Below are 18,996 nucleotides of genomic sequence, written 5' to 3' on the forward strand. Positions count from 1 at the left end.
GTCCCCGACCGACCGGATGGCCTCGGCCGGCGTCTCGGCCGGCACCGCGGCGCCCGGCTCCTCGTGCGGCAGTCGCGACCAGTGGGTGAACATCCGCACCACGGCTCCCCAGCTTCCACGAGCAAACCCTCGCTGCACCACAGCGCGGCGATGACGGACCGGTACAGCTCGGCCTCCGCAGCGGTGCCGGGCTGCGAGGTGCGCAGGAGCAAGCGCGACCCCTTCGGGGCTCGAACGCGCCTCGGCAACTCCTCGTCGGCGCGCGCGGACAGCCGCCGCACCAGGCCGGCCATCCTCGCCGACCTGCTCGGGAAGGGCAGAGCGGCCCGCTCTTGAACACTTCCGCGGCGGCGCACGGGACTGGGCCGCGCCGGCGGGCCGGTCCTGCCCGTGCCGCTGATCGCGGTGGGCATATTACGGTGCTCGGCTTCGCCGGGCCCTGCCTCAGCGCCGACCTCGTTCCCAGCGGCGGCCGGCAACCGCCCCCGACGGCCGCCCGCATCCCGGTTGGCGGCGCGGCCGCCCGGTGCTCCTCAGGTGTCACGCAGAGGACGTCCGCCGCCGTCGGAGTCCCGGGGTTCGGGCACCAGGCCGCTCTCGGCCGACTGCGGCAGCACGGCGTCGAGGCGCCCCTGCAGCGGCACCGAGCGGGCGAAGGCCGCCAGGTCGGCGGCCAGCAGCGGCTCCGGATGGTGCTCGGCGATCACCAGGGCCATCCCGGTCGCCTCGTCGGTCTCGGCCAGCGGGACCGCGCGCAGATCGGCGGGCATCCCGCCGGGTGCGAGCCAGGAGTGCGTGACCACCGCGCAGCCGCCTCCCCGGCTGATGTGCTCGAAGAGGGCGGGCAGCGAGTCGACCTCGACCCGGACCGCCGGTTCCTCGCCGGTGGCCGCCGCCACGGCCTCGGCAGCGCGCGGCCACAGCGGATCGGGCAGCAGGCGGCACAGCGGCACGTGGGCGACCTCCGGCCAGTCCAGCGCCGCGCGGGAGGCGAAGCGCCCGCTGTCGGCCGTCAGCAGGACCGCGCGCTCCCGGTAGAGCACCGCCCGCCCGCGCGAGCGTGCCGCATCCACGGAGGTGCGCAGCGTGGCGCAGTCGAGGCCGCCGTCGGCGAGGGTCCGCTGGATCTCGGCGGCGGACATGGTGCGCACGCTCAGCGCCACCCGCGGATGGCGGGCGCCGAAGGGTGCCGCGACGTGCCCGAACGCGGCGGCGGCCTCGGGCAGCACCCCGACGCGCAGGGTGCCGATGCGTCCCTCGCGCACGGTGTCGACGTCGGCGGTGAGGCGGTCGCGCTCCTCCAGGATCCGGCTCGCCCAGCGCAGCACCCGCTCCCCCTCGGGGGTGAAGCCCTCGAACCGGTGGCCGCGCCGCACGATGGGCACGCCGAGTTCGGCCTCCAGCTTGCGGATACCGGCCGATAGCGCCGGCTGCGAGACGTGGCATGCGAGCGCGGCGCGCGCGAAGTGCCGCTCGCGCGCCAGGGCGACGAGGTACTCGAACTGCCGAATCAGCATCCCCGTTCCCCATCCGCATGCGATGTCGACCGGGGCCGGACCCAGGGGTTGTCCGGCCCCGGCGTCAACGACGGGCCGGGCATCGACCGATGCGGCACCGTGCGCGCCATCGCCACCCCTCCAGCCGGAGAGGCCGACCTACATTGTGGTGTCTTAGACCACATTCGCGCCAGTCGTGCGCCCGAAATCACCCGACGTTCCGGAGCGTGCAGCCGGCGGAGCCGCGCACGGCAACCGGTCGGCCCCCGCACACCGAGGACGCACCCGGCAGCGGGCGGCAGCCGACGGTTCCGGCTCCCACCGGCCGCCTCCACCGCGGCAGACCGATCAGGCGGCCGGTACGCCGCCGCGGCCGGCGGACACCCGCCCGGCGCGCCCGATGCGCATCTGCCCACCGGCTCCCTACCCGAAGCTCGCTCCCACCCCGAAGCAGCGCCGGCCGCACGTGCCGCCGGTACCGGACCAGGCAAGGCAGCCGCCGCCCACCGTGCGGCCACGCGCCCGGTTCCGCGGCGGCGGGACGCCCGCGGGCGCCGCCGCCACCGACCGGGGTGCGGTATGTCCGACCTGCGGGGTGCTCGCGGCGGTCAGAATCCCGCGTGCTGCCCCGCGGCGCCGGCGGTCTCCGCGTCCTCGGCGTCCTCGGGCCCGTCGACGCCGTCGAGGGCCTGGTCGTGGTAGGCGAGCCGGGTGGCCTCGGTGTGCTCGCGCATGAGGTCGGCCGCGCGCTCCTGGTCGCCGGCCTCGATCGCCTCGATGATGGCCTCGTGCTCCTTCCAGGACTCGCGGCCGCGCTGCTGCACCACGAGCCCGTGGTACCAGCGCACCCGCCGCGCGACCTGTCCTGCCAGCCCTTCCAGCACCTGGTTGCCCGCGATCTCGACGATGCCGTGGTGCAGCGCGGCGTTGCTGTCGACCATCGCGTCGGTGTCGCCGCGCTCCAGGCCTTCCATGCCGGCGCGCCACTGCTCGCGCAGCCGCTCGATCCCCTCGGGGGTGGCTGCGCCCGCGGCGAGCCGGGCGGCTTCGGTCTCCAGCAGCGAACGCACGGCCAGCAACTGGTCGGCCTCGCTTTCGCTGGGCTGGTGCACGAACGCGCCGTAGCCCGGGCGGAGGTCGACCCAGCCCTCGTTGCTGAGCCGCTGCAGCGCCTCGCGGACCGGCTGGCGGGAGACGCCCAGCTGCTCGGCGAGCTCGTTCTCGACGAGGTGGCGTCCGGGCGGCAGCCGCCGCCGCGTGATCAGCTCCAGCAGCGTCTCGTAGACGGTGTCGCGCAGCGGTGCCGGACGCTGCACCGGATTGGCCAGCACGCCTTTGTCGAGGTGGGACGAGGTCATTGGTCCGCGGCTTTCGTCGGCTACACGTCGGAGCCCTTGCGAGTACCGATTTTCGGGTCCGAGTCTAGGCCAGTCGGGGGCACCGAAGCGCCCGAGACCACTTCCGCGGCACGGCCGATCGGCCCCCGCGAGCCGCTGAGGTGCGGGAGCGTGCGCGGCGCCGAGACCGATCCCGATCCGGCGGCACACGCGCGGTGGCGCCGCGGTGGAGGATCAGGAAGCCGCGGTTCCCCACGCGCTGACTCCGGCCGCAGCCGGAGATGCGTACAGCGGCGCCCCGCGGCGCCGTGCGCCGCGGGCTGGCGCGCGCGTCAGCGCGGCAGCCACAGCAGGGCGGCGTGGGGTCCGCTCCAGCCCGGCGGGATCACGGCGTACGCATCGGCGAGGGCGGCGCCGCGCAGGCTGCCGGGCCGGTCGTGGCCGACCGGCTCGGCCTGGCCGCCGGCCACGCGCACCGCCACGAGGCGGGTGTCGTGGGCGTGCGGGTGCACAGCGCCCTTGACCCGCATCGACGGCGGCAGCGCGGTGTCCGTCTCCGGGCCGCCGGCCATCGCGCGCAGAGCGGGGATGAGCAGGGTCGCGGCGGCGGCGAGGGCGGCGTTGGGGTTGCCGGGCAGTCCGACCACGACCGTCCCCGGACCGCCGGAGGATGCCGCGGCCACGTCGTCGGCACCGCTCCGACCGGCGGGCGCACTCGGCCGCTCGCCGAACCCGCCCGAGGCTTGGGGACGCCCGAGGTAGGCCAGCAGCTGCGGATGGCCGGGGCGGCAGGCGACGCCGTCGACCACCACCGTCGCGCCGACCGCGGACAACGCGGCTCGGAGATGGTCGGCCGGGCCCTTGGACGAGGCCCCGCAGACCACCAGCACGTCGCTACCCGCGTCGCGGACAGCACGCAGCGCCGCCGACATCGGCTCCAGCCCGTCCTCCAGGAACCGCGGCTCCCCCACCAGCTCGGCGCCGGAGGAGGCGGCGATGCCCGGCAGCATCGGGCCGATGGCGTCCCGCACCCGCCCGGCGCCCGGACGCCCGGAGGCCGCGATCTCGTCGCCGGTCACCAGCACGTCCACCCGCGGGCGGCGCACCAGGAGCGTGTCGTGACCCAGCGAAGCGGCCAGGCCGACCAGCGCGGGGGTGACGGTCGTCCCCGCAGGGCTCACGGTCTCGCCCGCGAACGTGTCCTCCCCCGCCCGGCGCACGTGCCTGCCGGGAGCGATCTCGCCGCGCACCCGCTCCCGGCCGTCCGGCGGCTCGCCGCCGACCGGGGCGACCACGGCGCGCTCGTAGGGCAGGACGGCGTCCGCGCCCTCGGGCACCTGCGCGCCGGTGGCGATCTCGACCGCCTGCCCGTTCCGGAGGCGCCCGACCGCTTCGGCGGCCCCGACGGCTCCGGCCAGCACCCGGCCCAGAACGGTCCACTCGGGCCCGGGGCCGGCCACCGCGTAGCCGTCCATAGCGGCCGCGTCGTAGGGCGGCACGCCCACGAGCGCCGTCAGGTCGCGGGCGAGCACCGCGCCGAGGGCACCGCCGAGCGCGACGGCGCGCGCGCCGGAACACCCGCCCCGCGCCCCGAGCCGGCGCGCCTCCTCGCGCGCCTGCGCCCACGGCATCACAGCGTTCCCGCACCGGACCATCGCACTCCTCCGGCTAGCGCCGACGTCTCGCCCCTGCACGCCCCCTGTATATCTGCGGCCCTGGACGCCTCCCCTGTCAACCCGCCCGCCGATTTGCCGTCTGCCGACTTTCCGCTAAAGTTCTAACCGAACGACGGCGCGGATCCACGGGGATCGGCGCCTGATCGTACGCGGACGTGGCTCAGCTGGTAGAGCATCACCTTGCCAAGGTGAGGGTCGCGGGTTCGAATCCCGTCGTCCGCTCGGAGACATCCGGGGGTCCTCCACAGCCCCCGCCATGAGTCCGGTGGAGTGGCCGAGAGGCGAGGCAGCGGCCTGCAAAGCCGTCTACACGGGTTCAAATCCCGTCTCCACCTCCAGTCACCACCCTTGGGGCGGTTAGCTCAGTTGGTTAGAGCGCTACCTTGACACGGTAGAGGTCACAGGTTCGAATCCTGTATCGCCCACCAGCAACACCGCAGGTCAGAGGCCGCTTCGGCGGCCTTTTCCCTTTTCGGAACCGGAAGCGTGGAGAGAACCGGGAGACGATCGTCTCCCACTCCCCCACGAAGCCCTCTTCTCGCCGGGTGCACGGTAGTACTCACCGAGCCGCGGAACCGTCTCCACGACCCACTCCCGCTCTGCTTCTTTCAGGGTGTGCAGGCTCCGTTGCCAACGGGCGTCCAACACGGTGCGCACCTTCTCCTTCATCGCCGGGGTGACGTGGTCGTAGACCTCGCCCATCCCCCGCACCCGGTGCCCCAGCCGGGCGGCCCGCGCGACCTCGGGCACCCCCTCCTCGGCCAGCCAAGTGCGGTGGGTGTGGCGGCCCTCGTTGAAGGTGAACCCGGGCGCCAGAACCGGACCTGGAACGCACCGCGCCGCAACTGCCTGCCCCTGAGGGCCGGTGAACACGAAAGCCCCGCCGACCGTGTCGGAGAGCAGCCCCCGGTAGAGCCCGTCCAGGAACGGCGGCAGCTGCACCTACCGCTTGCCGGCCGGGGTCTCGGTGCGCGGGGGCTTGGCCAGCGTCCCGCCGGTCTCGCGCAGTGGCCGCGGGCGCGGGCGGACCGCTTCGGCCCGCGACGTGGATTCTCATGCTGGGCGGAGGCTCCCATGGAACGAGCCACGGGCTGGGGCGGGACGCCACCGAAAGCCCACTGCCTGCGGGTCTCCGCGTGCCCGGGCGCGACCGCAGCATCGCCGACTCCGCGTCGGGTCGGAGCGTCTTGGAGCCCCTCCGGTTGGAGCGCCTGAACCGTCTGAACACCGACTTGCCGCGACAGCATGTCCCGTCCGCTTCCGGGCACCTGGAAGGGGCCGGGGCCGACCGCCACGCGCGCCCTTAGCGAGCGGGTACTGGTTATGGGCCGCGGGGGCTGCGTGCTCGGTGAGGCAGCGCGTCGGTGACGGCCGACGGCAGCCGCTCCACCACTTCTGCTTCGTCCGGGCGGGCCACGGCCACCGTTCCCGAACCGTCCACGCGGGTCCGCAGGACCGGTTGGGGTGCCGTTGCCGGACCGTTCAGGACCGTGCCGTCCCGCAGCCGGAAGCGGCTCCCGTGCCACGGGCACGTGATGCACCCGTTGGCGATCGCCCCTTCCGACAGCGGTCCGCCCATATGGCCGCAGGAGTCCGCGAGCGCATGCACCTCACGGCCCTCGCGCACTACCACCACCGGCACCGGGCCCGCGTCGCGCCGCACTGGCTGCCCCTCAGGCAGTTCCGCCAGGGGGCCGATCTCCCACCAGTCCGCCGGCATCCGGTCCACGGCATGCGCCGCGTGGCTGGCACCACCCGCCAGGGCATAGGAGATGTGCGCTCCCAGCATGCCGCCCATCCCCACAGCGGTGAACCCGGCCAGGCCGAGCCCGCGCCCCAGAGTGTGCCGACCGCGCCACCGCGCCACCGAGGAGGCGGCATAAAGCAGCAGAGCCGTCCCATTGCTTGCCGCGTGCACAAGTGCCACCCGCTGGTGGTGCCGATGCTGGTGCGCTGAGTCGGCGAGTCCGGCCAGCACGGCCGGTACTGAGGCGGCGATCCCCAGGTCGACCAGCCGATGTGCCGAACGCTGGGTGTTCGGCAGCATGTCGAGGGCGGCGGCCGACGTCCACGCCCCGATCGGGACCTGCACCAGCAACGGGTGGGCCGGGTGGCCCAGTTGCACGCCGTGCAGCACGTCTCCCCACCGGCTACCGGACAGTCGATCGGCGAGTGGGCGTGCCGCGTCGACGATCCGGTCCAGCCGGCGTTGCTGTTCGAGGCGGCGGATGATGTTGCCGAGTCTCATGGGCGCCCGGCTACCCCGAACCGCGGAGTCGAACCACCGCCGGGAAGTGGCGGGGGGCATGGGCGGGCCTGCTCTCCGTGGTGGACCAGAGGTATGGGGACCTCCGATCTACCCCGGACACGAGCGCGCCCGCGTCCGCGCACTCCCGAGCCGGTGTCGATGGTGCAGGTCAAGGCCGGTAGTCCCCCGACCTCCCCCGGACTTGCCGGAGCCCCGGCCGGCCCGGCAAGGACCCCCGTGATCGCGGACTCATCACCCTGGCCCCCGGTTCTGACGGCGATGAGCGGTTCCGCCACTACCACCTGACCGCCGACGGCATCGCCCTACCGGATGCCGATCCGCTGCAGAGGCACCTGGACCACCACCACAGCAGTCGCACCGACCGGTACGGGGGTCCTGAGCGCCGGTACGGCATCACGACTCCGCGGGAGATCCGGTACTACTACGGCGGAAGAGGAAGAGGCCGTAGCGCGCCTCGGAGTCCCGCCACTGGGCCCGCAGGCCGAAACCGTGCGCCTCCACCTCGCGGGCCAGCTGTCGGCCGTCGAACTTCACCGAGTAGCCGACGTTCAAGAACCCCCCGCGCGGTATGCGCAGGGTGAGTTCCAGCCCTGGCAGGGACACCGCCCGGTCGGTCCGGGCGTGCAGGAGTCCCTCCACCGTGGAGGTGTCCCCGTTGTAGCGGGCCTCCGGAACAAAGTCGTCGAGCACGAAGTCGGCGCCGTAGCGGTGGTTGAGCTGGGTGAGGTAGTTGGTCCGGAAGTCGGCGAAGGCGGAGTACCCTGCGGGGTCGTTGTAGCAGGTTTCCAGGACCTCGCGGTCCTTGTCCAGGTCGGCGGAGACCAGGAAGCTCTCACCCGGGTTGAGAGTCCGGGCGATCTCGCCGAGCAGCGCGTTGCGCTCCCCGCGCGTGGCGTTGCCGAAGCTGCTGCCGAGGAGGGTGACCGCCAGCGGCCGGCCGGGGTGGGTGCGCAGCCAGTCGAGACCAGCCTCGTAGCGTCCCCACAACCCGATGACCTCCAGGGATTCCAGCTCCGAGCACAACGCTGCGCCGCTGGAGGCCAGCATGCTCCGGTCGACGTCGATCGGCAGGTACGTCGTCTGGCGCAAGCGCACGCAGCTTTCCAGCAACAGCCGTGTCTTCTTCGCGCTTCCGCTGCCCAGCTCCGCGATCCGCCCGCAGGCGAGCAGCTCGGCTATCTCCGGGGAGTGACGCTCCAGCAGCTCGCGTTCCACGCGGGTCAGGTAGTACGTAGGCAGTTCGGTGATCTGCTCGAACAGCTCGGAGCCGACCGCGTCGTAGCCGAGCCAGGGCGGCAGCCGAGGCGGTGTCTGCTGGAGAGTGTCGCGCACCACCACGTCATCTGGCACCGTACCCCTCTGGTCGGCGAGCGGGACGACACGGGCGCGTTCCTCCGGTCCCGATGGTCTCAACGTTTCCTCCCGTCCGCCCCGTCACGGAAGCTCGACTCGCCGCGGTTCCAGTGGCGCAACAGCAGATCATCCGATCGGGCGGCCAGGAGCATGCTGGCGCGGATCCCGAACACGACGTCGGGGGCCAGCTCGGGTTCGGCGCTCAGCAGCGGCGCGATCACCCCGCGCCGGACGAGCTGCTCGTGCACCGCGTCGGCCTCGACGTGCTCGGCGTAGAACCGCAGGGCGGCCGGACTGCACTCCAGCCTCCGCATGGCCTTGACCAGCCGGTCCGAACCGGGGGAGGAGGTGAGCTCGATGGTGGCGAACTGCCCGATCAGCGCCCCGCGCAACCCGCGGTGGAGCCCGCACAGCGACATGAGGTTGACCTCGGCCAGTATCTCGGCGGGGGCGGAATCGAGGTAGGCGCCGTAGTCCGTGCAGAGGCCGAGCTCGGTCATCATGTCGGCGAAGAGCCGGGAGTGCGCCCGCTCGGGGATCCCGGCACCGTACTCGTCGTGCTGCACGGTCACGAGTGCGGCCTTCGGCGGGCCGTCCAGGCGCGGGATGACGAAGGTCTGCGGGTCGGCCTCCTTCAGGTGGTAGAGCGAGCGGTGCGCGACGTACTCGCGCAGTTGCCACAGTTGCCCGTTGCGGCGCAGGTGGTGGGAGACGCCGAACGCGTCGACGTGTTCGACGAGTAGTGCGTCGAGCTCGCTCCCGACGTCCGCGCCGGCGGGCACGTCGTCCCTGAGCGCGCTGAGGAAGAGCCCCTCCAGCTCCGCGCGGATCCCCAGCACAGCCGGATCCCACTCGCGGTCGGGGTCGGCCTCTCGGAACCCGCGGTAATGGAGTTCGTAGCAGCAGTAGAGGGCCAGCTGGAGGTCCTCACCGTAAGGTGCGGTTCCGTCGACGGCGGGAAGTGCGGGGTGGTCTCCGCGCAGCACGGCCAGGACCGCCTCGGAGACCGGGCCGCGCGGCGCGGGAAGCGTCGGAGCCTCCGGCATCGTCGTCGTCATGGGCCATGCTCCTTCCCCTCGTCGTCGCGTACGCGACGACGGTGGCTGGTGTCGCAGAACGGGCGGTGCCGACTGCGGCCGCACGCGCACAGCGCGGTGACCACCCGGTCGCTGTGCACGCGCGTTCCGTCGGGCATCTCCACGTCGACCGGGCCGTAGACGAGGATCGGGCCCTCGCCGGTGACGATGACCCGGCGACGGGCCTCAGCCATGGCGCGCCTCGATGACCACGAGTTCCTCCTCTTCCTGGTCGGGGCCGAGTAGTCCGCGGGCACGCAACGCCGGGGCGCGTGCCCGCAGCACCGGCCCGAACGGGATGCGGGCCCTCGCGAGGACCTCAGCCACCAGTCCGGCCACCGCGAGCCGGTCCAACGTCGCCTGCTCGTCGGCGAGCTCGGACTGCACGAGCAGGAGCGCGCCGTCGTCACTGATCACCGAGGAGGCCCCCGCGCAGATGCGGTCCAGTAGGAGCCGCCCGTCCGGCCCCGCGTCCCAGCACCTCGCCATCCGGTGGCGGAGCGGCGGGCCGTCGGCGGGCACGTAGGGCGGGTTGGCGAGCACGAGGTCGAAACGGCGCGGGGCCACGGGTGCGAACAGGTCACCGCGCAGGACCGTCGCCGGGATCCCGCGCAACCGGCTGTTGAGCCAGCTCGCCAGGACCGAGCGCCGCGACAAGTCGATCGCGGTGAGGCTGGCCGCACCGGCGCGGAAGGTCTCAATGCCCAGGGCCCCGGTACCCGAACCGACATCGAGCACCGAGCGCCCGGCGACATGGCCGCGCCGACGCAGCACAGCATGCAGCAACGACGTGTCTTCCTGCACTCGGTAGACGCCCGGTGGCCTCACCAGCAACATGGAAAACCCGCTACCCGGTCCTCGCGCCGTCCTATCGATTCTTTCGAGTAATGATGGGCTCCATTGGGCGCCGGGAGGATCCGTCGTGGCCGGGTCTGACCGCGGCGATCAGCGCCCATTCCCCTTCCTCGCCGCTCACTACTCCGAGAAGGCGCCAACCTGCGCCCGGACGTTGGCCTTTCGCTCCCTGTCAGGTATCGCTCCGCGCCCCCCGCGCCGGCCTGGCGCCCTCCAGACCGGCGGACAGGGCGGCATCACGCGGGGGCGCCGAGCGGCGGGTGCTCGAGCACGCGGGGCTGGTACTCGACCAACTGGATGCGGCCGTCAAAGGTGCGGTGCTCGATCATCTCGAGGGCAACGTCCGGATAGCCGTCGTAGATGCGTTCTTCGCCCGTGGCCCCGGTGATCACCGGGAACATCACGACCCGGAAGCGGTCGACAAGTCCGGCTCGTAGCAGGGACCGGCACAGGCTGAGGCTGCCGATCGTGCTGAGGAGCCCCGAGCCACTCGACTTCATGGCGCGGACCGCCTCGACGGCGTCGTCGCGGACGAGCGTGGAGTTGGCCCACGTCAGTGGCTCACCGAGTGAGGAGGAGAAAACCACTTTGGAGGCTTGCGTGAGCTCGTCGACGGACGCCTCCTCTTCGGGCCTGAACTCGTCTTGGCCACTCGGGACGTCGCCTGCGGCGAAGCCCGACATCAGGCGGTAGGTGTTCGCGCCCATCAGGTAGGTGGCCTCGGGCTGCTCCCCGAGCCATGCGAGGTACTCCGGACCCTCGAGACCCCAGAACCCGGGCCATCCCTCTCCCGATGCGTGGCCGTCGAGGGAGGTGATGAAGTCGACGAGAAGCTCCGACATGGCAGTGTCCTTTCCTAGGATGTCTCGAGCTTGGACCGGCCGGGAGCCGCAAACTCATCGGCCGCGCTGTGGGTTTGGGTCCTGTCGTAGCTTCAGCTCGGCCCCATCTCAGCCCCACCGCGAACACTCCCGACGATCGACGCGATCCCGGAACGTGAAGCCGCCCTGGGCGTCCAGCGCGTAGCGCTTTCCGGTTGTACGCCACAGCTGGTCGTCGATCGCTTCGGCAACTCCTGCTCGGCTCCGCATCTGCCCGTGGCGCGGCTGGTCGGTTCCGATCGCGCATCCGAAGGCTGATCAGCGCGGTGACGGCGAAGACGGCGGCCTAAGACGGTGCCGGACAGAGATACGGCGCGACCACTCCCCCAGGCTCGACAGGACCAGGTTTCCGCCGCCGGGCGCTCAGCGCCGGGTCTCGTACCTGGTCAGCACCACGCCGCCGGGAAACGTCCGGGTCTCCCCCAGGCTCAGGCTCACCCAGTCGTCCAGGGCTGTGAAGAACGGCGTGCCGCCGCCCACCAGGACCGGATGGGTTACGAGGACGTACTCGTCGATCAGCCCGGCCCGCATGGCCGTCGCGGCGAGTGTGGCACCGCCGATGTCCATGGGGCCGCCGTCGTCGGCCTTGAGCCTGGTGATCTCGGTGACCGCGTCGCCGGTGACCAGACGGGTGTTCCAGTCGACCGTGGCGGTCGTCGAGGAGAACACCGCCTTCGGCATGTCCCGCCAGCGGCCGGCGTACTCGATCGTCGCCGGGGTGGCCCCCGGCTCCTTGTCGGCGGTCGGCCAGTGGGAGCTCATCGTCTCCCACAGTCTGCGCCCGTACAGCGCAAGGCCCGTCGCGGCCACCCGGTCGGACCACCACTGGAACAGCTCGTCGCTCAGCACGCTCCAGTTGAGATCGTCGCCGGGCGCGGCGATGTAGCCGTCCAGGCTCAGGTTCATGGCGAAGGTCAGTTTCCGCATGGCGTCAGCCTTCCGTGAGTCGGTATTCGGCGTACAGACCGGCACGGCGCGCGAAAATCATCGGTCAGGCCGCAATCGGGAGGGACGAGCCCGGCCGCGTCGCCGCTGGGCCTACTGCGAGCGCTTCCCCGGCGTGCGGCGTGGTGAGCGCCCGGAGCGGCGCTGCGGTCGCCAAGGTTCCACCCGACTCCCCGCACGAAGACCGCCAGGACTCGTCCATCCTGGCCAGGGGCCCGCTGGGGCGCCCGCCCCCGCCGTTCGGCACCTTGTCCTTCACCCGCGGCGGCGTGCGCCGCGCTACTTCTGCAATAGCAAGAACGTCAAAAGTTCCAAACAGGAAGGTGTCCTTCCGCCCCGAGGCCCGGTCGGCGGCGGTGCCCACTGGACCCCGACCGGCGCGCTTGACGGCCGCCGCTGCACCGCGCAAAAATAAACCGACAGACGGTCTATTAATCGGAGCGAGATGGCACGCACCGTCGACGAGGAGTCGCACGCCCGCCGCCGCGAGGAGTTCCTCGACGCCGCCCAACGGCTCATCGCGACCACGGGCTACGAGCGGATGAGCGTCCGCGACGTGCTGGACGAGGCCAACTCCTCACGCGGCGCCTTCTACCACTACTTCGGCTCCAAGCAGGAGCTGCTGTGGGCGGTCGTCGAGCGCATGGGCGACGACCTGCTGCAACGGCTGCGCTCAGCCGTCGACGCCTCCGGCCCCGACGCGCTCACCCGCCTGCGCACCTACTTCGCCACCCTGGCCGCGCTCAAGCTGCCCCAGCGAAGGCTCCTCGTCCCCGCACTGCGCATCTGGCAGTCCGACGCCAACGTGCTGACCCGGCACAAGGTGCGCGCGGACATCATCGAGCGCCACACGCCGCTGCTGGCGGCGATCGTCCGCGAAGGAGCGCGGCAGGGCGTCTTCACCGCGCCTTCCCCCGAACACACCGGCCGGCTGCTGATCACGCTGGTCCAGGACCTCAACGACGAACTGGCCCGGCTGTTCCTGGCCTTCGAGGCGGGCCGGGCCGACGCCGGCGACATCGAGCACACGGTCGCCGCCTACTCCTCGGCCCTGGAGCGCGCCCTCGGCCTGCCCGACGGCTCGATCGCCATCGCCGACCCGGCGTCACTGGCGGAGTGGTTCGACCCGCCCGCCGAACACGACCGAACCTGACAGAAGGGGAAGGGGACTCCGAGATGGAACTCGCCCTGGTCATACTGCTCCTGCTGATCACCGTGCAGAGCCTGGCGAAATTCGGGGTCTGGCTGGTCGTGCCATATCAGACCCGGATCGCCCGCATCGCCTCCTACTACGCGGGCGGGCCGCGCAAGCTCGCGATCGCCGACGGCGTCCTGCTGGCCCTGTCAGTCGTGCTGGTGCTGCTGCTGTTCGCCACCGACATGCGCTACCTCAGCTTCGTCACCGGACTCCTCGTCGGGATGACCCTGATCCAGCTGTTCTTCCACCGGTTCAACCGGCCGCTCCCGCCGGAGCACAGCCCCGAGGACACCCCCGCGCCACCGATCAAGCTCATGTCCTACGCCATCCAGGCGCGTCCCGGCCTCGCCTGGCGGGAGACGGCCGTGATCACCGCGCTCTCGGTGTGGGCGGTGTTCATGCTCGTCAGCCGAGGACTGCTCGGCTGACGAGCGGGGGTCCCGATCCGCCCGCAGCGGAGGTCCCGAGGAGCCGGGACCTCCGTCCCCCTTCCAGCGGACCGCCGATGCCGGCACACCCCTTCCCCCGCCCGGCGGAAGCCCCGGGCCGGCGGACGGAAGGAGGTCGCCGGCCTCCGGGCCGAAGGTCCGCCCCCGACAGGCCCGTGGGCACTGTCGGCTCGGCGGCGCACGGCGGAGCCTGGAGGCAGGAGGAAACGGTGACAAGGAGGCCGTGACCGCACGGAACACACCCGCGGTGCCGGCCGCCGTACGCGGTTCCGCTGCCGGTGCGGTCGCCGCACCCGCAGACGACGAGTCGGGCCCGCACCGGCGAGCCCGCACACCGGGAGATGAAAGGCCCGCGATGCGCCAGATCGGCGAAGACCACACGCCGCCGCAGGCCGCGGCCCTCGAAGCGCGCGTGCGGCACCTGGAGGCCACAGTGGCCGAGCTCTCCGCGGCCGTCGAGCGGCTCACCCGCGGTGACCGGCCCGGCTCCGGCGGACGAGACGGCCGCGGAAGCGCCGCCGGACCGGGCACGGCCTCGACGGGAGGAACGGGAAGGACGCTGGTGCACGCGATGATGTCGGCCCCGGAAGTGCTGCTGGGCCCGGACACCCCGGTGCGCGAGGCCGCCCGCCTGCTGGCCGACAACGGTTGCGACAGCGCCCCCGTCACCGGGGCCGGCGGCGAGCTGGCGGGCATCCTCACCGAGAGCGACCTGCTCGCCGACCACTTCGGGACCGACGACCGCGGCTACGCCCGCGGCCTGGACGCCCCGCCCGTGCCCGCCGCCCACCGGGTCGGCGCGGCGATGACCCGCGCCGTGGTCACCGCCGCCGAGGACGACGACGCGTGCGAGCTCAGCCGGCGCATGGTCGAGACGCGCATCCGGTGCGTGCCGGTGCTGCGCGCCGGGGCGGTCGTCGGCCTGGTGCGCCGCCGCGACGTCGTGCGGCTGCTGCTGCGCCCCGACGAGGACGTCCTCGCCGACGTCCGCGCCGCGATCGGCCGGAGCGCCCCGGATGCGGAGGATCTGGAGGTGAGCGTCCGCGACGGCGTCGTCCGCGTGGCAGGCGCCGCGGACGCCCGGACCCGCCGCGGCGTCGAGGCGCTGGAGCAGACAGTCCCCGGCGTGCGCTCCATCGTGTTCGCGCCCCCGGGCGGGTCCGTCCGGCGCGACGAGCCCGACCGCGCTGCCGGCTCGGCCGGCGCGGTCTAACCGAACCCGGCGGCACCCGAGTCACGGGCGCCGCTCAGGAACACAGAACAGGAGAAGACGATGCGAAGTACGGTCGCCGACGTCATGACGACCGGGGTCGCCTCGGTCACCGAGAACACCGGCTACAAGGAGATCGTGCAGGCACTGCTGGAACAGGGCGTCAGCGCCCTACCGGTCGTGGACGCCGACGGCGGCATCCTCGGCGTGGTCTCCGAGGAGGACCTCCTGCACAAGGAGGAGTTCAAGGACACCGACCACGACAGCAACTACTGGCCGCCCCTGCGCGCCCGGCTGCGTTCGCGGCTCACCGGCGCCGGAGTGCTCGTGGAACGCGCCGACGAGAAGGCCGTGGCCACCACGGCCGGACAGCTCATGACACACCCCGCGATCACCACCCGGCCCGACGCGGCGGTCGTGGAGGCCGCCCGGCTGATGGAGCGCCGCGGCGTCAAGCGGCTGCCTGTGGTCGACGCCGCCGGCGCCCTGGTCGGCATGATCAGCCGACGCGACCTGCTGCGCGTGTTCCTGCAGAACGACGACACGATCGCCGCCGCCGTCCAAGAGGAGATCGACCACCTCGCCGCCACCGTCCAAGGCACCGACATCGCCGCCGCGGTCAAGGACGGCACGGTGGCCCTGACCGGGTCGGTCCACCACCGCAGCACCGGCCACACCCTGGCCCGGCTGGTCAACCGCATCGAGGGCGTCGTCTCCGTCGACAACAGGATCACCTGGCACGTCGACGACCTCCTAATGCCCTACGCAGGACTGTGAGCAACCCGCCGCGCTCGCCCTCGGAGCGGATCCGAGGGCGGACGCACAGGCCCCCGACCGTGAGGGCCGTCGCGCCGCCACCGTGGACCTCTGGAGCTGATCGGCCATGGACACCCGCAAGCCCCACTCCGCCGCCCACCCGCCGCTGCGCGCCGCACTGCAAGCCGGACAACGCGCACCCTCGGTGGCCAACACCCGGCCCTGGATCCTCAGCGACGAAGGCGACCGCATCGCCCTGATCGCCGACACCGACCAGCGCCTCGACACAGCCGACCCCCAAGCCCGCGAACTCCTCATCAGCTGCGGAGCCGCCCTCTACAACGTCCGCGCCGCAATGCGCGCCGAAGGCCGCACGCCCGAGGTCGCGATCCTGCCCGACCCCGACCGGCCCGGGCGACTCGCCGAGATCGCGGCCGGGCGGGCGAGCGAACCCGACGACGAAGCCCGCACCCACGCGCGGGCGATCGGCCGCCGCCGCACCCACCGCGGACTCTTCGCCGCCGACATCGACGACCTCGCCCTCGTCCGCAGACTCGGCACCGCCGCGGCCGCCGAAGGCGCCACACTGCAGCCGCTGACCACCGAACCGCTCATCCGCTGCCTCGCCGGACTGGTCAGCGCCGCCGAGCACCTGCACCGCCACGAGCACTCCCACCCCCACCAACCCGCCAATCGGCTACGCACGGCCGCCCCAAGCCCCGACTTCGCTGCGCACGACTTCCCCACCGACCCGGACGGAGACGGATCCGACGCCCTGTTCCCCCGACGCGACCACGGCCACAGCCGCATCCCCGGCATGCCCGACTCCCCCGGAGCGGTCACCGGCACCCTCGCCCTGCTCACCACGACCGAGGACACCCGCGCCGCCTGGCTCGCCGCCGGCCAGGCCCTGCAGCGCGTACTGCTGGCGGCCGCAGCGGAGGGGGTCTCAGCCGCCTTCCACACCCAGCCCCTGGAAGAGCCCGCACTGCGCGCCTTCACGACGACGCGCCTCTGCGACGGCGCCCACCCCCAGATGATCCTGCGCCTCGGGCGCACCCTCCCCCACACCGCCACACCCACCGACCCCCCACCACGATGAGATAGGAACGCTCCTCCCCTCGAACCGGCGCGGCGCTACCTCCGCACGCACTCCCACCCGGCGCCCCCTCGCACCCACCGTCCGCCTGCGGATGCACCCCCGATCCGCGCGGGCATGCGGCCGCCCTTCCGCGCCGTCCATGTCGTCGACACCGACCGGGTTCGTGTGGCAAGCGGTGGTCGCGGAAGGGCTGCTTCGGGGCATCGACCGCGGACGTACCGAGACGCGCGTCGACCTGTTCGGCCGCATACCGCTGCTGCGGGCGGGCGGCGCGGATACGGCGCGCGGTGGCGGGCGTGCTGCGGGGTGGCGGGCGGCGAATCGCGGGCGCGGCGCCGAGGTGCCGTTCGGCATGGGGGGTCTCCGGCGAGCGCACGTTCGGCGGCGTGGCCCTGCCCGCCCGCGGTCAGGCCGGCCGGTGGTTCGGGACCGAAGGGGTTCGACCGCGGTGGCGCGTTCTTCCGGTCCGTCGTCGACGGAGCGGACCGGAGCGCTCGGCGCCGCGATGACACCGGATCATCGCAGAATAGCCGTCCGTGGCAATCAGCACCGAAAGCCCGTTCCGGAATGCGGGGACACCTCAGTAGAGTCGGGCAGAGAGTACGGCCGCCGGCGCAGCGAGCCGTCCCGGCCTCGGAGGTGACTCTTGACCGGTGAGAACCACGAGACCGAGCCGACACCGATGCTGATTCCGCAGATGCAGCTCGACCAGCTGCTCGCGGAACTGCAAAGCCGCCTCAGCGCGGTGATGCTGACCCGGGACCGGGTGCACTCCCTGCTCAACGCCGTCGTCATGATCGGCACCGGACTGGACCTGGAGACGCTGCTGCGCCGCATCGTCGAGGCCGCCATGGACCTCGTCGACGCCCGCTACGGCGCCCTCGGCGTCGTCGGCCGCGACGGCGAGCTGGAGCGGTTCATCCCGGTGGGCCTGGACGAGGAGCAGATCGCCGCCATCGACCACTGGCCCCGCGGACGCGGCATCCTCGGGCTGCTGATCAAAGAACCGAGCCCGCTGCGCCTGCAGGAACTGGCCGACCACCCCGAGTCCGCCGGCTTCCCGCAGGGGCACCCGCCTATGCGCGGCTTCCTCGGCGTGCCGGTGCGGGTGCGCGACGAGATCTTCGGCAACCTCTACCTGACCGAGAAGGCCGACGGCGCCGACTTCGGCGAGGACGACGAGGCCATCGTCGTCGCGCTGGCGACCGCGGCCGGCGTGGCCATCGAGAACGCCCGCCTCTACGACGAGACCCGCCACCGGGAGATGTGGCTGGCCGCCTCCGACGAGATCACCACGCGCCTGCTGCGCGGAGCCCGCACCGACGAGGTCCTGCACCTGATCGCGGAGCAGGCGCGCCGCATGTCCGACGCCGACCTGGTCGCCATCGCCTCCCCCGAGCAGGAAGGCGAACGGCTGGCGGTCCAGGTGGCCGAAGGCGCCGGCACCGCCCTGATCCTCGGGCGCTCCACCCCGGCGGAGGGCTCCCTGACCGGACGGGTCTTCCGCAGCGAGGAGCCCGTCCTCACCGACATCAGCGAACCGGCTGCCGAACCGGCTCCGCTGCTGGAAGGGCTGGGGCTGGGGCCGGCGCTGCTGGTGCCCTTGGGCGCGGGAGACACCACCCGGGGCGTGCTCGTCCTGGGACGCACCGCGGGCTCGGAACCGTTCCCCCCGACGACCGTGCGGATGCTGCACACCTACGCCGGCCATGCGGCCCTGGCCCTGGAGCTGGCCGAGGCGCGCAGCGACGCCGAGCGGCTGACCGTCCTGGAGGACCGCGACCGCATCGCCAAGGACCTGCACGACATCATCATCCAGCGGATGTTCGCGATCGCGATGTCGCTGATGGGCTGCGTCAACCGGATCGACAACCCGGGGCCGGCGCAGCGGGTGCAGCAGGCGGTGGACGACCTCGACGACACCATCCGCCAGACCCGCTCGACCATCTTCGCCCTGCAGCAGGTCGGCGAGGACCGCCGCTGGCTGCGCAACCAGATCCTGGACGCGGTCAACGCCGCCACCGAACCGCTGGGGTTCTCCGCCGACCTGCGGCTGGAGGGCGCGATCGACAGCCGGGTGCCCGACGACGTCGGCGAGCACGTGATCGCCGTGCTCGGCGAGGCGCTGTCCAACATCGCCCGCCACGCCGAAGCCTCGCGCGCACAGATCCGCGTCGTCGTCGACGACGGCATTTCGGTTGAGGTGGAAGACGACGGCGTCGGCATCCCCGAGGAGGGCCGCCGCAGCGGACTGCTCAACCTCGCCGACCGCGCCGCCCGCTGCGGCGGCGTGTTCGAGGCGAGCCCACGCCCCGGCGGCGGCACCCTGCTGTCCTGGCGCGCCCCCATCGACGAGGACGACCTCGGCTGATCGACGGTCGGGTGTGCGTGCC

General features: G+C 72.7%; 17 protein-coding genes and 3 tRNA genes. 9 read left to right on the forward strand and 11 right to left on the reverse strand.

Features of this window, described 5'->3' with window-relative positions; all coding sequences use genetic code 11:
* Positions 1-533 precede the first annotated feature (533 nt).
* From ABEA15_RS16530 to ABEA15_RS16540, 3 genes are all read right to left on the reverse strand, one after another.
* Positions 534-1,517 carry a LysR family transcriptional regulator gene (locus ABEA15_RS16530; protein WP_345557330.1) on the reverse strand — a complete coding sequence of 328 codons (984 nt, stop codon included), beginning with the start codon at positions 1,515-1,517 and terminating at the stop codon, positions 534-536.
* 587 nt (positions 1,518-2,104) lie between these two features.
* The gene (locus tag ABEA15_RS16535; protein ID WP_344144702.1) at positions 2,105-2,854 is read right to left on the reverse strand and encodes a GntR family transcriptional regulator; all 750 of its coding nucleotides are present in this window, start codon (positions 2,852-2,854) and stop codon (positions 2,105-2,107) included.
* 311 nt (positions 2,855-3,165) lie between these two features.
* The gene (locus ABEA15_RS16540) at positions 3,166-4,464 is read right to left on the reverse strand and encodes a molybdopterin molybdotransferase MoeA (RefSeq protein ID WP_345557332.1); all 1,299 of its coding nucleotides are present in this window, start codon (positions 4,462-4,464) and stop codon (positions 3,166-3,168) included.
* Between the two features lie 194 nt (positions 4,465-4,658).
* Here ABEA15_RS16540 and ABEA15_RS16545 point away from each other — a divergent pair.
* The 3 genes from ABEA15_RS16545 (at position 4,659) to ABEA15_RS16555 (ending at position 4,937) form a co-directional block, all read left to right on the forward strand.
* Positions 4,659-4,731, forward strand: a tRNA-Gly gene (locus ABEA15_RS16545).
* Between the two features lie 42 nt (positions 4,732-4,773).
* Positions 4,774-4,847: transfer RNA gene (locus ABEA15_RS16550), tRNA-Cys, on the forward strand.
* 13 nt (positions 4,848-4,860) lie between these two features.
* Positions 4,861-4,937 (forward strand) — tRNA-Val (locus ABEA15_RS16555).
* A gap of 13 nt (positions 4,938-4,950) precedes the next feature.
* Here ABEA15_RS16555 and ABEA15_RS16560 read toward each other — a convergent pair.
* From ABEA15_RS16560 to ABEA15_RS16595, 8 genes are all read right to left on the reverse strand, one after another.
* Entirely contained in the window at positions 4,951-5,451 is a 501-nt protein-coding gene (locus ABEA15_RS16560) for a site-specific integrase (RefSeq protein ID WP_345557334.1), read from the reverse strand.
* Between the two features lie 379 nt (positions 5,452-5,830).
* Positions 5,831-6,757 (reverse strand): Rieske (2Fe-2S) protein, encoded by a 927-nt coding sequence (locus tag ABEA15_RS16565; RefSeq protein WP_345557336.1) that lies wholly within the window; start codon positions 6,755-6,757, stop codon positions 5,831-5,833.
* 414 nt (positions 6,758-7,171) lie between these two features.
* Positions 7,172-8,191: an L-histidine N(alpha)-methyltransferase gene (locus ABEA15_RS16570; protein WP_345557338.1), complete on the reverse strand. Its 1,020-nt coding sequence runs from the start codon at positions 8,189-8,191 to the stop codon at positions 7,172-7,174.
* A complete protein-coding gene (locus tag ABEA15_RS16575; protein WP_345557340.1) occupies positions 8,188-9,189 on the reverse strand; it encodes an iron-containing redox enzyme family protein in 1,002 nt (333 codons plus the stop codon). Before ABEA15_RS16575 ends, ABEA15_RS16570 begins: the two co-directional genes overlap by 4 nt.
* Positions 9,186-9,401 carry a CDGSH iron-sulfur domain-containing protein gene (locus ABEA15_RS16580; protein ID WP_040270383.1) on the reverse strand — a complete coding sequence of 72 codons (216 nt, stop codon included), beginning with the start codon at positions 9,399-9,401 and terminating at the stop codon, positions 9,186-9,188. Before ABEA15_RS16580 ends, ABEA15_RS16575 begins: the two co-directional genes overlap by 4 nt.
* On the reverse strand, positions 9,394-10,044 hold the full coding sequence (locus ABEA15_RS16585; RefSeq protein WP_345557342.1) for a HemK2/MTQ2 family protein methyltransferase: 651 nt from the start codon (positions 10,042-10,044) through the stop codon (positions 9,394-9,396). Before ABEA15_RS16585 ends, ABEA15_RS16580 begins: the two co-directional genes overlap by 8 nt.
* Positions 10,045-10,298: 254 nt before the next feature.
* The gene (locus tag ABEA15_RS16590) at positions 10,299-10,904 is read right to left on the reverse strand and encodes a dihydrofolate reductase family protein (RefSeq protein ID WP_345557344.1); all 606 of its coding nucleotides are present in this window, start codon (positions 10,902-10,904) and stop codon (positions 10,299-10,301) included.
* Between the two features lie 402 nt (positions 10,905-11,306).
* Positions 11,307-11,870 carry a dihydrofolate reductase family protein gene (locus ABEA15_RS16595; RefSeq protein ID WP_345557346.1) on the reverse strand — a complete coding sequence of 188 codons (564 nt, stop codon included), beginning with the start codon at positions 11,868-11,870 and terminating at the stop codon, positions 11,307-11,309.
* 463 nt (positions 11,871-12,333) lie between these two features.
* Here ABEA15_RS16595 and ABEA15_RS16600 point away from each other — a divergent pair, with 463 nt between their 5' ends.
* From ABEA15_RS16600 to ABEA15_RS16625, 6 genes are all read left to right on the forward strand, one after another.
* On the forward strand, positions 12,334-13,041 hold the full coding sequence (locus tag ABEA15_RS16600) for a TetR/AcrR family transcriptional regulator (protein ID WP_345557348.1): 708 nt from the start codon (positions 12,334-12,336) through the stop codon (positions 13,039-13,041).
* A 23-nt stretch (positions 13,042-13,064) separates the two neighbouring features.
* A complete protein-coding gene (locus ABEA15_RS16605) occupies positions 13,065-13,514 on the forward strand; it encodes a hypothetical protein (protein ID WP_344144725.1) in 450 nt (149 codons plus the stop codon).
* 376 nt (positions 13,515-13,890) lie between these two features.
* The gene (locus ABEA15_RS16610; RefSeq protein ID WP_345557350.1) at positions 13,891-14,748 is read left to right on the forward strand and encodes a CBS domain-containing protein; all 858 of its coding nucleotides are present in this window, start codon (positions 13,891-13,893) and stop codon (positions 14,746-14,748) included.
* 60 nt (positions 14,749-14,808) lie between these two features.
* Positions 14,809-15,522 (forward strand): CBS domain-containing protein, encoded by a 714-nt coding sequence (locus ABEA15_RS16615; RefSeq protein WP_345557352.1) that lies wholly within the window; start codon positions 14,809-14,811, stop codon positions 15,520-15,522.
* A gap of 106 nt (positions 15,523-15,628) precedes the next feature.
* Positions 15,629-16,603, forward strand: a complete 975-nt coding sequence (locus ABEA15_RS16620; protein ID WP_345557354.1) for an Acg family FMN-binding oxidoreductase — start codon at positions 15,629-15,631, stop codon at positions 16,601-16,603.
* Positions 16,604-17,285: 682 nt separating this feature from the next.
* Positions 17,286-18,974, forward strand: coding sequence for a sensor histidine kinase (locus ABEA15_RS16625; RefSeq protein ID WP_345557506.1), 1,689 nt, complete (start codon positions 17,286-17,288; stop codon positions 18,972-18,974).
* Positions 18,975-18,996 lie beyond the last annotated feature (22 nt).

It is taken from the genome of Streptomonospora halophila (genome assembly GCF_039542725.1).
In the GTDB taxonomy this organism is placed as follows: Bacteria; Actinomycetota; Actinomycetes; order Streptosporangiales; family Streptosporangiaceae; genus Streptomonospora; species Streptomonospora halophila.

Excerpts from the sequence above, each read along its gene's own strand:
- ABEA15_RS16605 (WP_344144725.1), top strand. The coding sequence starts at position 13,065 with ATGGAACTCGCCCTGGTCATACTGCTCCTGCTGATCACCGTGCAGAGC.
- ABEA15_RS16540 (WP_345557332.1), bottom strand. The coding sequence starts at position 4,464 with ATGCCGTGGGCGCAGGCGCGCGAGGAGGCGCGCCGGCTCGGGGCGCGG.
- ABEA15_RS16625 (WP_345557506.1), top strand. The coding sequence starts at position 17,286 with ATGCTGATTCCGCAGATGCAGCTCGACCAGCTGCTCGCGGAACTGCAA.
- ABEA15_RS16575 (WP_345557340.1), bottom strand. The coding sequence starts at position 9,189 with ATGACGACGACGATGCCGGAGGCTCCGACGCTTCCCGCGCCGCGCGGC.
- ABEA15_RS16600 (WP_345557348.1), top strand. The coding sequence starts at position 12,334 with ATGGCACGCACCGTCGACGAGGAGTCGCACGCCCGCCGCCGCGAGGAG.
- ABEA15_RS16565 (WP_345557336.1), bottom strand. The coding sequence starts at position 6,757 with ATGAGACTCGGCAACATCATCCGCCGCCTCGAACAGCAACGCCGGCTG.
- ABEA15_RS16615 (WP_345557352.1), top strand. The coding sequence starts at position 14,809 with ATGCGAAGTACGGTCGCCGACGTCATGACGACCGGGGTCGCCTCGGTC.
- ABEA15_RS16585 (WP_345557342.1), bottom strand. The coding sequence starts at position 10,044 with ATGTTGCTGGTGAGGCCACCGGGCGTCTACCGAGTGCAGGAAGACACG.
- ABEA15_RS16590 (WP_345557344.1), bottom strand. The coding sequence starts at position 10,904 with ATGTCGGAGCTTCTCGTCGACTTCATCACCTCCCTCGACGGCCACGCA.
- ABEA15_RS16535 (WP_344144702.1), bottom strand. The coding sequence starts at position 2,854 with ATGACCTCGTCCCACCTCGACAAAGGCGTGCTGGCCAATCCGGTGCAG.
- ABEA15_RS16530 (WP_345557330.1), bottom strand. The coding sequence starts at position 1,517 with ATGCTGATTCGGCAGTTCGAGTACCTCGTCGCCCTGGCGCGCGAGCGG.
- ABEA15_RS16595 (WP_345557346.1), bottom strand. The coding sequence starts at position 11,870 with ATGCGGAAACTGACCTTCGCCATGAACCTGAGCCTGGACGGCTACATC.
- ABEA15_RS16580 (WP_040270383.1), bottom strand. The coding sequence starts at position 9,401 with ATGGCTGAGGCCCGTCGCCGGGTCATCGTCACCGGCGAGGGCCCGATC.
- ABEA15_RS16620 (WP_345557354.1), top strand. The coding sequence starts at position 15,629 with ATGGACACCCGCAAGCCCCACTCCGCCGCCCACCCGCCGCTGCGCGCC.
- ABEA15_RS16610 (WP_345557350.1), top strand. The coding sequence starts at position 13,891 with ATGCGCCAGATCGGCGAAGACCACACGCCGCCGCAGGCCGCGGCCCTC.